The organism is Janthinobacterium sp. GW822-FHT07H10 (genome assembly GCF_058798675.1).
The window spans coordinates 574,223-589,408 of sequence record NZ_JBXAKS010000002.1 but is presented as its reverse complement, the minus strand read 5'-3'; the positions used below and the strand labels follow the sequence as shown (position 1 = coordinate 589,408).

17 protein-coding genes are annotated in these 15,186 nt (G+C 62.0%); 8 read left to right on the top strand and 9 right to left on the bottom strand.

Annotation, left to right across the window (positions count from 1 at the left end; all coding sequences use genetic code 11):
* Positions 1 to 50: 50 nt before the first annotated feature.
* Positions 51 to 731, top strand: coding sequence for a DNA alkylation repair protein (locus AC1RDJ_RS06850; protein WP_493027029.1), 681 nt, complete (start codon positions 51 to 53; stop codon positions 729 to 731).
* Here AC1RDJ_RS06850 and AC1RDJ_RS06845 read toward each other — a convergent pair.
* Positions 694 to 1,368, bottom strand: a complete 675-nt coding sequence (locus AC1RDJ_RS06845) for a TetR/AcrR family transcriptional regulator (protein WP_493027028.1) — start codon at positions 1,366 to 1,368, stop codon at positions 694 to 696. The two genes, AC1RDJ_RS06850 and AC1RDJ_RS06845, sit on opposite strands and share 38 nt — an antisense overlap.
* 106 nt (positions 1,369 to 1,474) lie before the next feature.
* Between AC1RDJ_RS06845 and AC1RDJ_RS06840 the strand changes: the two genes are divergently transcribed.
* Entirely contained in the window at positions 1,475 to 2,179 is a 705-nt protein-coding gene (locus AC1RDJ_RS06840; RefSeq protein WP_071323523.1) for a DAPG hydrolase family protein, read from the top strand.
* A gap of 9 nt (positions 2,180 to 2,188) precedes the next feature.
* Here the strand turns inward: AC1RDJ_RS06840 and AC1RDJ_RS06835 are convergent, their stop codons facing one another.
* Complete coding sequence (locus tag AC1RDJ_RS06835) at positions 2,189 to 3,082, bottom strand: GNAT family N-acetyltransferase (RefSeq protein WP_493027027.1); 894 nt, start codon at positions 3,080 to 3,082, stop codon at positions 2,189 to 2,191.
* Between the two features lie 154 nt (positions 3,083 to 3,236).
* Here AC1RDJ_RS06835 and ypfJ point away from each other — a divergent pair, with 154 nt between their 5' ends.
* On the top strand, positions 3,237 to 4,130 hold the full coding sequence (ypfJ, locus tag AC1RDJ_RS06830) for a KPN_02809 family neutral zinc metallopeptidase (protein ID WP_071323522.1): 894 nt from the start codon (positions 3,237 to 3,239) through the stop codon (positions 4,128 to 4,130).
* Between the two features lie 54 nt (positions 4,131 to 4,184).
* Here ypfJ and AC1RDJ_RS06825 read toward each other — a convergent pair whose 3' ends face one another.
* From AC1RDJ_RS06825 to AC1RDJ_RS06805, 5 genes are all read right to left on the bottom strand, one after another.
* A complete protein-coding gene (locus AC1RDJ_RS06825) occupies positions 4,185 to 5,267 on the bottom strand; it encodes a TIGR03118 family protein (RefSeq protein ID WP_493027026.1) in 1,083 nt (360 codons plus the stop codon).
* 131 nt (positions 5,268 to 5,398) lie between these two features.
* The gene (locus AC1RDJ_RS06820) at positions 5,399 to 6,178 is read right to left on the bottom strand and encodes a substrate-binding periplasmic protein (protein WP_289886621.1); all 780 of its coding nucleotides are present in this window, start codon (positions 6,176 to 6,178) and stop codon (positions 5,399 to 5,401) included.
* The gene (nadC, locus tag AC1RDJ_RS06815; protein WP_493027025.1) at positions 6,178 to 7,044 is read right to left on the bottom strand and encodes a carboxylating nicotinate-nucleotide diphosphorylase; all 867 of its coding nucleotides are present in this window, start codon (positions 7,042 to 7,044) and stop codon (positions 6,178 to 6,180) included. The genes AC1RDJ_RS06820 and nadC overlap by 1 nt, the downstream gene beginning before the upstream one ends.
* Positions 7,041 to 8,174 (bottom strand): quinolinate synthase NadA, encoded by a 1,134-nt coding sequence (gene nadA, locus AC1RDJ_RS06810; RefSeq protein WP_493027024.1) that lies wholly within the window; start codon positions 8,172 to 8,174, stop codon positions 7,041 to 7,043. The genes nadC and nadA overlap by 4 nt, the downstream gene beginning before the upstream one ends.
* 248 nt (positions 8,175 to 8,422) lie before the next feature.
* Positions 8,423 to 10,021, bottom strand: a complete 1,599-nt coding sequence (locus tag AC1RDJ_RS06805) for an ABC-F family ATPase (protein ID WP_034756044.1) — start codon at positions 10,019 to 10,021, stop codon at positions 8,423 to 8,425.
* 258 nt (positions 10,022 to 10,279) lie between these two features.
* On the opposite strand from AC1RDJ_RS06805, the gene AC1RDJ_RS06800 reads away from it, so the two are divergent.
* Positions 10,280 to 10,828 carry a DUF2939 domain-containing protein gene (locus tag AC1RDJ_RS06800; RefSeq protein WP_493027023.1) on the top strand — a complete coding sequence of 183 codons (549 nt, stop codon included), beginning with the start codon at positions 10,280 to 10,282 and terminating at the stop codon, positions 10,826 to 10,828.
* 95 nt (positions 10,829 to 10,923) lie between these two features.
* A complete protein-coding gene (locus AC1RDJ_RS06795) occupies positions 10,924 to 11,268 on the top strand; it encodes a hypothetical protein (RefSeq protein ID WP_156894799.1) in 345 nt (114 codons plus the stop codon).
* 171 nt (positions 11,269 to 11,439) lie between these two features.
* Here the strand turns inward: AC1RDJ_RS06795 and AC1RDJ_RS06790 are convergent, their stop codons facing one another.
* Complete coding sequence (locus AC1RDJ_RS06790; RefSeq protein ID WP_156894798.1) at positions 11,440 to 11,769, bottom strand: hypothetical protein; 330 nt, start codon at positions 11,767 to 11,769, stop codon at positions 11,440 to 11,442.
* A gap of 468 nt (positions 11,770 to 12,237) precedes the next feature.
* Between AC1RDJ_RS06790 and AC1RDJ_RS06785 the strand changes: the two genes are divergently transcribed.
* From AC1RDJ_RS06785 to AC1RDJ_RS06775, 3 genes are all read left to right on the top strand, one after another.
* Positions 12,238 to 12,768 (top strand): hypothetical protein, encoded by a 531-nt coding sequence (locus AC1RDJ_RS06785; RefSeq protein WP_493027022.1) that lies wholly within the window; start codon positions 12,238 to 12,240, stop codon positions 12,766 to 12,768.
* Between the two features lie 227 nt (positions 12,769 to 12,995).
* Complete coding sequence (locus AC1RDJ_RS06780; protein WP_493027021.1) at positions 12,996 to 13,679, top strand: hypothetical protein; 684 nt, start codon at positions 12,996 to 12,998, stop codon at positions 13,677 to 13,679.
* 114 nt (positions 13,680 to 13,793) lie between these two features.
* Positions 13,794 to 14,225: a GNAT family N-acetyltransferase gene (locus tag AC1RDJ_RS06775; RefSeq protein WP_071326419.1), complete on the top strand. Its 432-nt coding sequence runs from the start codon at positions 13,794 to 13,796 to the stop codon at positions 14,223 to 14,225.
* Between the two features lie 66 nt (positions 14,226 to 14,291).
* On the opposite strand, the gene AC1RDJ_RS06770 is transcribed toward AC1RDJ_RS06775, so the two are convergent.
* On the bottom strand, positions 14,292 to 14,990 hold the full coding sequence (locus AC1RDJ_RS06770) for a DUF3334 family protein (RefSeq protein ID WP_071323512.1): 699 nt from the start codon (positions 14,988 to 14,990) through the stop codon (positions 14,292 to 14,294).
* Positions 14,991 to 15,186 lie beyond the last annotated feature (196 nt).

The following is a 15,186-nucleotide window of genomic DNA, read 5'->3' as shown; positions in this document are numbered from 1 at the left end:
CCGGATATAAAGCGCTCCCTGGAGCGCTTTTTTTACGCCCGGAGAACGCCATGCGTTTACATGCAGAATTGAAAGCCGCCCTGCAAGCGGCCGCCGACCCGGCCCGCGCCATGCCCATGCAGGCCTATATGCGCGACCAGTTCGTGTTTCTTGGCGTCGCTGCGCCGCAGCGGCGCCTGGCCGCGAAGGCGCTGCTGGCGGGCTTGAAGGGTGCTGGGGCCGATGTCCTGCTGGAACACGCGCAGCGGCTGTGGCAGGAGCCCGAACGCGAATACCAGCATGTGGCGCTCGACATGCTGGCCCTGCACCGGCGCCAGCTGACGCCGGCACACCTCCCCGCCCTGCTGGCCCTGGCGCGCCAGCGCGCGTGGTGGGACAGCGTCGACGGCATGGCGGGCATCGTGGGCGACGTGCTGCAGGCGGAACACAAGCGCGGCGGCGACGGCCATGCACACATGGACGCAGCCTTGCGCCATGACGACTTCTGGCTGCGCCGCATCGCCATGCTGCACCAGCTGGGCTGGCGCGCCGACACGGATGCCGCCTGGCTGTATGACGCCGCGCTGGCGCTGGCCCACGAAGACGAGTTTTTCATCCGCAAGGCCATCGGCTGGGCCTTGCGCGACTACGCGCGCCACGCGCCCGAGGCCGTGCTGGCCTTTGCCAGCGCACACCGCCAGCAACTATCTGCGCTCAGCTACCGCGAAGCGCTGAAGCACCAGCCAGGCTGAAACCCTGCCCGCCCAGCAGCCGCAGCGCGGCGTCGATGCGCGGCGCCGCATCCCAGGCGGGCGCGGGCGCCAGCAAACCCAGCGCCATCTGCCGCAGCGGCTCGGCAATCACCATGGACAGCAGCAAACCAGCCACTTCCCCCGCATTGCCGAGCGCCACGCTGCCGCGCGCCGCCTGGCGCTGCAGCCATTCGGCCAGCAGGGCCGTGCCCCGCTCGATGCCGTTGCGCTGGTAGGCGGCCAGCAAGTCTGCACGCGCGGGAAACTCCGTGCACAGCAGGCGGAACAGGCCGACGGCGTCGGCCGTCAGCACGCGCGCCGCCATCGCCTGCAATATGTCCTTCAGCAAGGGCAGGACCTCTGCGGGCGTGGCCGCATCGTGCGCCATGGCGGGCAGGAAGGCGTCCGTCCAGCCGCGCACGACGAGGGCCACGAGCTCCTCGCGGTTGGCCGCGTACTGATACAGCGATTTCTTTGCCATGCCCGCGTGGCGCGCCACGGCTTCCATGGTCGTGGCCGCATAACCTTCATGCAGCAGCAGCCAGGTGGCCGCCTGCACGGCCGCTTCGCGCCCCTCTTCGGGCGGACGGGCCGGACGCCCGCGTCCGCGCATGGTCTTGCTGTCTGCTTCCTGCATGCCTGCTCCTGCTTGATCGATGGCCGATTTTACACTGAAAAACATTTAGGAAACGTTTTACGTTTCTTTAATATATAATTGGCTCACCTCAACAAAGGAGAACAACATGGCTGACACAAACCATCCTGCCACACCGTGGCGTATCGCCGGCACGGGCGACTTGCTCGACCCATTCCCCCTGCACCTGGAAACGGGCGTCACGCGCCTGGACGACGGCTGCCTGCTGGTGGCGGCGCGCACGCAATTGCATGGCTGCAGCGGGCGCATGCTGGACTGGTGGTTCACGTTCTTTGAAACGACGCAGCACATCAAATGGTGGCATCCGCACGACCACGTGGCCCATCACGGCTGGAACAGCGTCTGGAAAAAGGGCGAGAGTTACCATGGCGCCTCGATCGAGGCGGTGGAAGCGCTGGGCGACATTCCGCCCGTGAAAGCCAAGCTGAAGTTCCATGATCCGAAGTGTGTATTCGATGCGGCGCAGCTGCGCCACGCGCAAGAGAGCGGCGCCCTGTCGGCGGCCGTCTGCGCGCGCATCGGTTTTGGCGACCAGGTCGAACTCGACCCGCAAGGCGATCCGCTCGATGGCGAAATGCTGCACCTGGCGCGCGACACGTCCACCGGCTGCGTGCTGCGCAGCCGCTTCCTGCTGGGGCGCAACAGCCTCGATCCCGTGCGCGACGTACCCGACGTGCTGGGCCTGAACTTGCTGCGCCATTGCTACAGCGAATTTACCTATCTGTCGCGCTTCCTGCCCTCGCTGTACTACGCGGAAAATGGCAACGGCGAACAGGCGCCGCTGCCCTGGTAAAGCATGGCCTCACAGCCGCTTGTGCATGCGCGCCAGCGGCAGTTGTATGTCACCAGGCAAGTCCAGGTGAAACTCTTGCGTGGTGGCAAAGCCGCTGGCCAGGTACAGCGGCACGCCGGGCAAGGTGGCGGCCAGTTCCAGCGCCGTAAACCCTGCCGCCCGCGCCTGCCGTTCGCAATGGCGCATCAGCATGCTGCCCAGGCCCTGGCGCGCGGCCGCGGGGTCGACAAAGAATGCGCGGATGCGGCCCGGCTGGCTGGCCGGGTCGAGCAGCGGGTCCGGCCCGCTCTTGGCGCGGTCGGCGCCGTACAGGGTGGCGCGCCGGCTCCAGCCGCCGCAAGCTAGCATGGCGCCATCGCGCTCGATGACGAAATACGTCTGGTCGGCCACCAGCTGCGTATCGACGCCAAACACGTGGCGCGTGACGGCCTCGGCCTGCTCCAGCGTATAAAAGCCCGTACTCAATTCCACGCCGGAACGGGCGATCAGCGCATTCATGGCGGGCACGTCGCTAGGCAGGGCCACGCGCAGCCGCGTCAAGGCGCCAAAGCTGAACCAGGCGCGCGCGATGCGCCCCTGCGCCACTTCATACGTGGCGACCAGTTCCTGCGCGGAAACACCATCGTCCGTGTCGCCATGGACGATCTCGTGGTCGATCACCAGCTTGCCGCAGGCGATGCGGTTGAGCAACTGCGCCTGCGGCCGGCTGGCGGCAAAACGGGCCGTAAAGCGGGAAGCGATCTGCGCGGCGCCCGTGGCCAGCAAGGTATCCGGGTGCTGGAATTGCTGGGCGTCATCGGCGTAGATGGCCAGCAAGGCAGGCACGTCGTGGGCGTTATAGGCGTCCAGTTGGGCCTGGACCACCGCCGCGGGCGAAATGAGTGTATCGTTGGCAAGCACCATGCATCTACCTGTTGTCGTGTGGGTGGAAAGTTGCAAAGCGTAACACTGTCGCTCCTGTCGCGGCGCGGTTTGCTGCGATAATTATAAGATTCGTCGCAAGAAACATTTTGAGGCGTCACCAATCAATCGCACAATCGCAGCAGGAGTAGATATCATGAAATGGGAAGGCAATCGCGAAAGCGACAATGTGGAAGACCGCCGTGGCGAAGACGGTGGTGGGGGCGGTGGCGGTGGCGGCTTTGGTTTTGGCGGCCGCTCGATCGGCATCGGCACCATCGTCATCGCCCTCGTCGGCTCGTATGTGCTGGGCGTCAACCCTTTGACCTTGCTGAATCTGCTCAGCGGCGGCGGTGGCCAGGTCAGCACCCAGCAAAGCCAGGCGCCCGCGCGCCAGCCCCCCGAATCGGACGAGATGGCGCGCTTCGTGAAAACCGTGCTGGCAGATACGGAAGACACGTGGAGCAACCTGTTCAAGGCCGAAGGCGGCAACTATGTAAAACCCAAGCTGGTCTTGTTCTCGGGCAGCACGCCGACCGCATGCGGCACGGGCCAGAGCGCCAGCGGCCCCTTCTATTGCCCCGGCGACCAGAAAGTCTACCTGGACCTGGACTTCTTCAACCTGATGCAGCAGCGCTTCAAGGTGTCCGGCGAATTCGCGGAAGCGTACGTGATCGCGCATGAAGTGGGCCACCACGTGCAAAACCTGATGGGCCTGTCCGAAAAGGTCGACAATGCGCGCCGCACGGCGTCCGAGCGCCAGGCCAACGCCATGTCCGTGCGCCTGGAGCTGCAAGCCGACTGCTTCGCCGGCGTGTGGGCGTATCACGCGAATGCGGATCGCAAGATCCTCGAGCAAGGCGACGTGGAAGCGGCCCTGAAAGCGGCCACGGCCATCGGCGACGACGCCCTGCAGCGCCAGGCGCAAGGCCATGTCGTGCCCGACTCCTTTACCCACGGCACCTCCGAGCAGCGCGTGCGCTGGTTTAGCAAGGGTATCGAAAGCGGCCAGATCGCCCAGTGCAACACGTTCGAGGCGCGCCAGCTGTAACGGCGCGAACGCCCATGCCGCCGCCGGTGGCATGGGCGGCAATGGCATGAGCGCCTATTTCACGTCGATGCGCCCATACCGGCCATGCGTCTCATCGTCCGGCCCGGCCGCGTAAAACAGCGTGTTCGCCGGCTGGCCGTTGACGCCATTGCCGAAGGCGATGCCCCACAAGCCGTCGATCTCCAGCGCCTTGCCATCCGCCTGCGTCAGCTTGCCGATGACCGCGCCCGTCTCCGCATCATAGGCATTGATCCTGCCATCACCAAAATTGCCCACCAATAAGGCATGACTGGCGCTGCCGAAATTGGCCGGCGCCAGCGCCATGCCCCATGGCGCATTCAGGGCCCCGCCGCGCACCAGTTGCCTGATCAGCGTGCCGCCGCTGTCATACACGCTGACGATGCCCAAGCCGGCCCCAGTCTCCTCCTCGTCGCCGCTGGCGCTGCGCTTCGCATACGCCACATAGATGCGCTCGCCGATGGCCTGGATGCCGAATGGCGCGTAGCCGGCCGGCATGCCGGGGTCGCTGAACGCGCCGGACCAGCTGACTCTGGCGAAGCTGGCATCGAACACATCGATGCGCTGCTTGTGGAAATCGGCCGCATACAGGTAGTTGGCGCCGGCATGGCGGGACATCGCCAGGCCCTTGTAGCCGCTGCCGCCGGCGCCGCCATCGAACACGACGAGGGCCGTGGTCGGGCTGACCGAGGGCGACCAGGCCGAAATGCTGCCGTTCTCGGCGGCGAAAATGAAGGGACTGGGCGCCGTCACGCCGTTCCGGCTCAGCTTGAAATCCTGCGTGCCGTTGAAAACGATGCCGGTCGGCCCCGCAGGCGTGCTGACCACCAGCGATTGCGGCACGCCATTGCCGTCATACAAGGTGGATTTCGCCGTGCCGTTGGCCGCCACCCAGACGAAACCGCGGGGATTGAAGGCCAGGCCCCAGGCATTGACCAGCTTGGCATCCGTGTGCGCGGCGGGCAGCTGCGCCGTATCGGACACGAGACTGGTCGCGCCATAGCCTTCCAGGCTCGGCGGCTTGTGGTGATGGTGGCCGCCGCCGCAGGCAAACAGGACCCCGGCCAGCACGGCGGTGAACCCGGCGCAGACAAGCTTGCTGATGTGGTGCGTATGCATGGCGTCTCCCTTCAACGAGGTGGACAGTATTCGCTGCCTGTTGTCAGGGTATAGCCAGGCCATGCGGCATGGTTGAGGCGCGTCAAGCGCAGGAGAGATAGGCAAGCTGAGCCGCACTGGCGGCACGCCCGTCAGGGCACGCTGACGTCGAAACGCTTGCCCAGTTTTTTCAGTTCGCCCGTCTCGATCAGCATATTCAGTTCCTGGTCGAATTGCAGGCGCAGCTTGTCGAATGTGGGCGAACGGGGAAAGGCAAAGTAGCCGTTCTGCACTTCTATGACCTTCGGCAAGGGTTTCACCTGGCGTCCGTAGCCAAGCCGGGCGATGACGGGATCGGTATTGCGGCGGTTGCTGACAAACACGTCGACGTGGTTATGCACGAGCATTTTCAAGCCATTTTCCACGTTGTTGGCCACGCTGACCTGCAAGCCGGGCCGCGCGCGCTCCCAGTCCGAGCCATAGGCCCAGCCATTGAGCAGCACCACCCTGCGGTTCTTCAGCGTCGCATAGTCGCCATCCCAGCCGAAACTGGCATCCTGGCGCGTATAGAAGACGATCTGGTCCTGGTAGAACGGCTTGTCGGAAAACGCCATGCTGGCGATGCGGTCCGGCGCCTTGTAGGGGCCGATCAGGATATCGGCCTGGCCCTGCACCAGCATGGCTTGGGCGCGCGCCCACGGCACCATGCGAAAGCGCACGGTATTGCCCGTGCGCGCCGCCATCAGGCGCAGCAGTTCCGCGCCCAGGCCGCCATATTCGCCGCTATCCTGGTACTCGAACACGCGTTCGAACTGCGCGCCCACGGCCAGCAATTCGCGCGCTGGCGCCTGCAAGGGCAAGGCCAGCGCCGGCCACAGCAGGGCCATGGCCAGCATGCGCGTGCGCGCCAGGCGCCGCCCTGCTGCCGTCATCAGCCGACGATGCGCAAGGAGTAATCGGTGGCCCGCACGTCCTTGGTCAGGCTGCCGATCGAGATGCGGTCGACGCCCGTCTCGGCAATCGCGCGTACGGTATCGAAATTGATGCCGCCCGACGCTTCCAGCAAGGCACGGCCCGCCGTGAGCTGCACGGCGTCGCGCATCATGTCGTTGCTGAAGTTATCCAGCAGCACGGAGACGGCACCCGCGTCCAGCGCTTCCTGCAGTTGCGCCAGGGTTTCCACCTCGATTTGCACGGGCACGCCCGCGTCGAGGTTGCGCGCGTTTTCCAGGGCCTGGCTGACGCCGCCTGCCGCCGCGATATGGTTTTCCTTGATCAGGATGCCGTCGTACAGGGCCAGGCGCTGGTTCTTGCCGCCCCCCACGCGCACCGCATATTTTTGCGCCAGGCGCAGCCCGGGCAAGGTCTTGCGCGTATCTAAAATGGACGCCTTGGTGCCGGCCACCACGTCCACGTACTGGCGCGTGGCCGTGGCCACGGCCGACAGCAGCTGCAGGAAATTGAGGGCGCTGCGCTCGGCCGTGAGCAAGGCGCGCGCCGGCGCCTGTATCGTGCAGACGACGCTGTCGGCCGTCATCATGTCGCCTTCCGCGTAATGCCATGTAATGTCGATGCTGCGGTCCAGGCTTTTCATGATGCCTTCGAACCATGGCGCGCCGCACAGCACGGCCGCTTCGCGCACGATGACGCGGGCCGTGACGATGTGGTCGGGCGGCACCAGCTCGCCCGTCAGGTCGCACTGGCCCACGTCTTCCAGCAGGGCGGCCAGCAAGTTGCCCTCGAACGCGCGCGCCAGGGCCGGGTCGAAGGGAGCGAAAGAATTAACGAGGGTACTCATGCTGGACCGATTCCTTGGAACAATTTAGTTTCTTTTGCCAGATCGGCGCCCGGCTGCAGGCCAGCCTTCTTGGCGGCGGCGAAGTCGAGCATGCGGTTGATCGAGCGCACGGCCAGCTGGCCGACGGCGGGATCGACGTGGATTTCGTTGTGCATGTTTTCCAGCGTTTCGGCCAGGTTCAGCAAGCCATTCATGGCCATCCACGGGCAGTGCGCGCAGCTCTTGCAGGTGGCGCTGTTGCCGGCCGTGGGCGCTTCGATGAAACGCTTGCCCGGCGCCGCCGCGCGCATCTTGTGCAGGATGCCATTGTCGGTGGCGACGATGAAGGTATCCGTGTCCATGGTTTGCGCTGCCGCAATCATTTGCGACGTCGAGCCCACCATGTCGGCCAGCGCCACCACGTTGGCCGGCGATTCCGGATGCACGAGCACCTTGGCCTGCGGATACTCTTCCTTGAGCAGATCGAGTTCGATGCCCTTGAATTCGTCGTGCACGAGGCAGCTGCCTTGCCACAGCAGCATGTCGGCGCCCGTCTGCTTCTGGATGTACGATCCCAGGTGTTTATCGGGTGCCCACAGGATTTTCTTGCCCTGCGCATGCAAATGGGCAACGATGTCGAGGCCGATGGACGACGTCACCATCCAGTCCGCGCGCGCTTTCACTGCCGCACTGGTGTTGGCGTAGACCACGACGGTGCGGTCGGGATGGGCGTCGCAGAAGGCCGTGAATTCATCGGCCGGGCAACCGAGGTCGAGCGAACAGGTCGCATCGAGGTCGGGCATCAGCACGGTTTTCTCGGGACTGAGGATCTTGGCCGTTTCGCCCATGAAACGCACGCCGGCGACGACCAGGGTCTTGGCCGGATGGTCGCGCCCGAAGCGGGCCATTTCCAGGGAATCGGAGACGCAGCCGCCCGTCGCTTCCGCCAGGTCTTGCAGGTCAGCATCAACGTAGTAGTGGGCAACGAGCACGGCTTCGCGCTCGATCAGCAGGCGCTTGATGCGCGTGATCAGTTCGGCTTTTTCGGCCGGGGAAGGCGTCGCTGGCGTGCGTGCCCAGGCGTGGGCAGTGCAGCTGGCTCCGTCTTGTGGATGTTCATACTCGACGGATTTGATTGCTAAAGTTTGCATGGCTGTGTCAAACAAAAACGGAATAGACCGGCACTATCGCATGAAAGCAAGTGCGCCGGAACGAAAGGACCGCGGCGCGTCGGTGTGGTGCTGGCGGTTGGCGTTGCAGGCTGGCATTGTAATGTCGGATTACGCTACGCCTCGGCGGCCCCGCCAATCCGACCTACGCGGCCAACCCAGTCAACTCACTCTGACGTAGGTCGGATCAGCGCACAGCGCGTAATCCGACGGAACGTTACCCTACAAAATTAATCAATACCCTGGCTCTTCAGGTAATCCTCGTAATTGCCGCGGTAATCGACCACTTCATCTTCCTTGATCTCGATGATGCGGTTGGCCAGCGAGGAAACGAATTCGCGGTCATGCGAGACGAAGATCAGGGTGCCCGCGTATTTTTCCAGCGCGATGTTCAGCGATTCGATCGATTCCATGTCCATGTGGTTGGTCGGCTCATCGAGCATCAGCACGTTGTGGCGGCCCAGCATCAGCTTGCCGTACATCATGCGGCCCTTCTCGCCACCGGACAGTACCTTGACAGCCTTTTTCACATCGTCGCCGCCGAACAGCAAACGGCCCAGGATGGAACGCACGGCCTGGTCGTCGTCGCCCTCTTTCGTCCACTGGCCGATCCAGTCGGTCAGGTTCGTATCCTTGGCGAAATCTTCCGTCGGATCTTGCGGCATGTAGCCGACGTTGGCGTTTTCCGCCCACTTCACGCGGCCCTGGTCCGGCTGCAGGCCGGCGATGTCGCCCGCGATGCAGCGCAGCATGGTGGTCTTGCCGGCGCCGTTGGCGCCGATGATGGCGATGCGCTCGCCAGCTTCAACCATGATGCTGAAATTCTTGAACAGCTGGCGGTCGAAGCCTTTCGAGATATTCTCGACTTCCACGGCCAGGCGGTGCAATTTCTTCTCGCCGTCGAAACGCACGAAGGGATAGGCGCGCGACGACGGCTTGATGTCATCGACCTTGATCTTTTCAATCTGCTTGGCGCGCGACGTCGCCTGGCGGGCCTTGGACTTGTTCGCGGCAAAGCGGCGCACGAATTCCTGCAGCTCGGCCACCTTGTCTTTCGCTTTCGCGTTGTTGGCCAGTTGCTGGTTGCGCGCCTGGGTCGAGGCGAACATGTATTCGTCGTAGTTGCCTGGATAAATCTTCAACGTGCCGTAATCCATGTCGGCCACGTGGGTGCACACCTGGTTCAGGAAGTGGCGATCATGGGAAATGATGATCATGGTGGAGTTGCGCTCGTTGAGCACGTCTTCCAGCCAGCGAATCGTGTTGATGTCCAGGTTATTCGTCGGTTCGTCGAGCAGCAGGATGTCCGGGTTCGAGAACAGCGCCTGCGCCAGCAGCACGCGCAGCTTCCAGCCCGGCGAGACATTGCTCATCGGGCCCTGGTGCAGGTCGATGGCGACGCCGGCGCCCAGCAGCAGCTCGCCGGCGCGCGATTCGGCCGTGTAGCCGTCGTATTCGGAGACTTTGCCTTCCAGTTCGGCCGCCTGCATGTAGTCGTCGTCGGTCGCTTCCGGGTTCGCGTAGATGGCGTCGCGTTGCTGGATGGCGGCCCACATTTCCGTGTGGCCCATCATGACGACGTCGAGCACGCGCATGTCTTCAAAGGCAAATTGGTCCTGGCGCAGCTTGCCCAGGCGCTCGTTGGTATCGAGCATGACATTGCCGCCCGATGGGTCCAGGTCGCCGCCGAGGATCTTCATGAACGTCGATTTGCCGCAGCCGTTGGCGCCGATCAAACCATAGCGGTTGCCGTCGCCGAACTTGACGGAGATATTCTCAAACAATGGCTTGGCGCCAAACTGCATCGTAATATTTGCGGTTGAAAGCATGTGATATTAGGTCTTTATTCAGTTAAAACAGCTAGTTAAGTACTTTTCTCCCATTATACAGCACCGGCCCCCCTCCCCTCCATAGGGGCCGGGAATCGGCACCTGGCGCGGCCAGGCCAGCGGATGCGGCGCAAGCTAATGGCAAGAAATTACTATTGCCGCATTTTCATTTAACAGATACGCTGCGCTCGCCCGCTTCAGGCCGCCATGCGAGGCGGCGTGACAGCGCCCTTTTCCCTTTCATCACACAGGCATCCCTTGAAAAAAATCACCATCGCCGCCGCCGTAGCCGCCATTACCATCGCCGCCACCATCTATGCCTCGCCGTATTACGCCTTGCACCAGATCAAGACCGCGCTGGCCGAACGCAATGCCGACGCGCTGGCCGCGCACGTGGACTTCCCCGCCCTGCGCGACAGCGTCAAGATCCAGCTGGAAGCGAACATGGCCAACAGCATCCAGGCAGTGGCCGGCAGCGACAACCCGCTCGCCGCCCTCGGCCAATCGATTGCCGGCGCCATGCTGGGCAAGATGGTCGACGCCATGGTCTCGCCCGCCGGCGTCGTCGCGCTCGTCAACAACAGCGCCGTCAGCCCGCAGATGGATGCAGGCGCAGGGGCCGGTGCAGCAGCCGATGGCGGACGCAACAAGGCCGACTACCGGGCCGGTTATGCCGGCATCAACCAGTTCGTCGTGCGCGCGAAGGATGGCAAGACGCAAAACGGCGCGCTGGTCTTGCAGCGACACGGCATCTGGGGCTGGAAACTGAGTTCGATCGAGCTGGCGCCGGCGGTTACGGGGCGGTAAGACAGCTGCGGCGGCACGATGCCCTGCCCTTGACAATTAAACTTCAGACAATCTATGATAATTTCCATAAATAAACATTTATCTGGAGAATTTAATTGGCTCAAAAAACAAGTAGTTGCTATCAATGCCATTTCGAATTCAATGTTGGCGCGCATGTGTGCCAAGGCTGCCGAGGCGACATCGTGTATGGCGCCACGCAGGGGGAGGTTGCAGAGGCGTCCAAGATAGGAGCGGGCGTTTTTGGGGTTGCCAGCCTTGCGCTGATCTATGCGGCGCCCTTTTTCCTGAATAAATACGCGAGTACGGACATTCAAGTAGGTTGGGGAATGGGATTTTACGGGCTGGGCATTGCCGCTGCCGCTGCTGTGGTGGGCGCCTATAAATTCACATCGGATTTACATCAGCGGAAAAGATCCTCGATCCGCACATTCCGCCGATAAAACGCTGGCTGCTGCCAAGGCAGGACTCAGCCGATACCGCCAGCAAGGCAATCCGGGAACCAGCTCGCTTTCCCGTGCCATGCCAGGCAGCCATTTTATGCTCGGCTTCCGCCTGCACCGGCGCAGCCAGACCAGGGACACGATACCGTCCAGCCTGACCACGCCCCCTGATCAGACTGGCGTGATGCCGCCAAAATGCACCGTGCTGTTAAGCGTCGTGCCCGTAATGCTGTAGTTGGCGCAGCGTGGCGAAGCCGGGTCGTACAGGAAGTAAGTTCCTCCCGTACGGTCGTTTCCCGCCACGATGTCGATATACATCTGCACCAGCGAACCGCTTGCCACGCCCCTGTCACCTGGCTTCATCGTCTCGTTCTGGCCAAGCGCGATCATATCCCAGCGATCAGACGTTCCCGTGCCGCCATTGGGGTCGATAAAACTCACTTTGCCAGCGCAGACAAAGCCGCCATTGTTCGCAAGATTCAAGCTGCCGATCGTTTGCATGATCATTTCCTCATTGATTGGTTGAAAGTGTATCGGTTCCGTACTCAAGGAATCCATATGCCATGACACCAACTTGCACGGGAGCGACAGACACTGCCCTATCCATCGAATCGATGGATAGGGAGTCGCCACAAGGGCCGGCCTGCATATTTATTACAACAAAACTGGTGGACCGATGGAGGCACAGTATGCCGACCCGCATCGGCCAGCAAGTAACAGCAGGTTACGCGGCACGTAACGTGTTAGAAGCAAAAAATCACTATCGCCACCTGTACATCGCAGCACTAGCCAGGCGGCAAATCCCGACGAGTCGGCGAATTGCGGCAGCCGCAATTTTTACCTGAAATTACAAGCAAGCAGTGACAATTATCTAGAATTACCAATATTTCACCAACTATAATTACAAGAAATCAAGCCGTGAAAATAAATAGGAACATCCCATCCATCTGGCAATGACGGACACATATCATGAAAAAGGTAAAGGAATGGGAAAACAAGACCCATACGCACCCAAAGGGCGTATGTGAGGCGGCGGCAATGTTATGGCTATCCCGGCTTGATAATCAGGGAATGGAACATGCCTTGAAGTTGAAGGCAAGCGATTGTGATGCATTGCAAGCCCTTATTGAAAAAGGCGACACTTCCTGGGCAGTGAAATTGCAGGACTTATTAGGCACTGATTCGATGTTTTTCCCGCTTGTTCCCGCAGAACTATCCAGCGCGGATATTGCGGGAATGGAGCCGGGAGACTTTCTATTCGTTGCCGGAAACGGACACGCGGGGGCGGTGTACCAGCATCGCGACGGTATTTTTTTCTTTAACCCGGGAGACGGGCTGTTTTTCTTGCAAAAAAGCATTTCGATGGAAGATAAGCTCAAAGCCGCAGGCAAGCTGATGTCAGCAATAAAAGACGACTCCATGCTGGGTTCGGGAACGGCCATACGAAAAGGGAAACTCAGGCATTATGGTTACAGGCTCGACAGATTTTTTGGGGGCTGACTTTTGCGGCTGACGACAGCTGTAAATTACGTCAAAGCACGGAACGCCACCGGCAGACAAGCTACGCCCGACTCGCCGCCTTTGCGCCCCAGCCTGTCCGGCCCCTGATGTTTGGCACTGCGCCGCCCTATTTCTCGTGCCCCCATGGGCAAAAGCGCGATTCGGTGCAAGAATGCCTGTCCTTTGCCCCTAGCGCGTCAGGCCCGCCCGCCGCCCACAATATCCCCATGCTTAGCAAACAAGTTATCACGTTGGCCGCCGGCCTGTTCTTCGCCAGCACCGCCCTGGCAAGCGCCTCGCCTGAAGCGGAACAAGCCGCGCGCGCCACATCCCCCGAGCGCGCCCACTCTGTCGAAGCGCGCATGCGGGACGAAACGTCCAGGGCGGCCGATCCGCACGCCCCTGCCCCGCTGCCCGTGTCCGGCGACATTTCGCTGGCCGAGCTGGAGCGCCGCTGGGCGATCGGTCGGGCACAGGCCGATGAAAAACACTTGGGCAGCGCGCTCGACCCGGCCGTATTGACCGCTGTGGCACGGCAGGTCGGCTGCCACGATATCGTCGGCGTGCAACCGTTTGGCTTCCCGCTGGAGGGCGCGCAGGCAACTGTACTGAGCGGCGGACACCTGCTGGCGCGCTGCCCGGAACGGGCCTACCTGACGATCACGGCGATGTCGATGGCGGGCAAGGCGGGCAAGCGCGTCCGCATTTCGCCGCAGGCGTTCCATCAGACGGTGGATGGCAAACCGGCGCGACGCCTGTATTACAAGGCGCCCAGCGGGCGCCAGAAGGAAACGCTGACCATCATCGATGGCAGCTATGTGTATGCGCTCGAGTACTGGTCGCTCGATGACAGCCAGCAGAGCGGCATGGTCGGCACGGGCAAGATGGACACGGTGACGCTGTCGCCATAGCGCCAGCACGGCGCGCGCCGGGTAGACTCGCACTGGTCGCGGGACGCAAGATACTGTATATTCATACAGTCATCAATCACAACCTTGTCGAGCATGCCAGAAAATCCGCACACCGTGCCGTCCTATACCATTTCCGTCAGCGCCGCGATCGACGCCGAGGTCGAGCAAGTCATTCTCGATGGCTTGAACGCCTACAACGATGCGATCACCGGCTACAGCGACAGACAGGCGCTGAGCGTGGTCGTACGCGACCGCGAGACGCGTCAGGTGCTGGGCGGCGCCATGGGCCGCACCTCGCTGGGCCTGCTTTTCCTCGATCTGTTTTATTTGCCCGCCGCCTTGCGCGGACTCGGCCTGGGCAGCCAGGTACTGGCGCAGTTCGAGGCGGAAGGACGCCGGCGCGGCTGCGCCTCGGCGGTGCTGTACACCATCAGTTTCCAGGCGCCCGAATTTTACGAACGCCGTGGCTGGCGTACCTTTGGCGAAATCAGCTGCAGTCCCGAGGGGACGAGCCGGGTGTTCATGAGCAAAACCTTACTCGATTGAAACCGCGATTGAAACCGCTGGCGGCGGTGGCGGCAATGCCCCCACCGCCGCCGATGAACAGCCAGCTTACATGCCCAGGGACTTGAGCAGGTCGGCGTTGTCATCCTCGTCCGGCGCGGCTGGCGCGGGCGCCGGCGCGGCGGCCTGGCTGGCCTGGTTGGCATGCTCGGTAGCCATCAAGGCGTCGGCGTCGTATTCCTTGGAATCGAAATCGTGCAGCTTGATGAACTCGGTGCGGTCGATTGCCAGTTCCAGATAGAAAATGTTGTTCTTTTCTGTATAGAACGTCACGCGACGCATTTCCGGGCGGTCCAGCGGCGTATCGACGCTGAGCATCACCTGCTTGTTCAGCACCAGCATCTTCGGCTGGTTCTGGGTGATGTTGGTTTGCAGCTCGCGCCGCACCTTGCCCGTGAAGTCGCCCACGATCTGGTTCATCAGCTCACCCATGATGTTCGACACTTCGTCCGACGTGTAGAAGCTGGCCAGTTCCGACTTCGGCATCCCCATGTGCAACATGTAGCGCTCGTAGATTTCCATCGCCGTGTCGGCCGCGAAGTTCAGCACGACCAGGCCCGTGAAGCCGCCATCGAACATCACGAAACAGCCGATGTCCGGTTTCAGGCCGGTCTTGGTGATGCGCTGCACCATGCCGGAATAATTGACCTTGCTTTGTGTTGCAACGTTGAGCACCCGCACTACCGAGTTACACAAACTCATTAACAAATCTTCTGTACCGTACACAACAGCCTTTTCTGGATTCATAAACAACCTCTCTTACTTTTTAAGATGACAGCACAGTTTCCCTGTCCCCTGCGCGCCGCAACCAGACGGCGACACTCGGCAGGTGGACGACTTCATCTTTGCATGCCTGATCGTGCCTGGCCAGGCTGCCAGCGTGAGCGCTGGTCCCGGCCACATTCTTACTTTTTTCCGTATAGAAATAAGTATCAGATGCGCA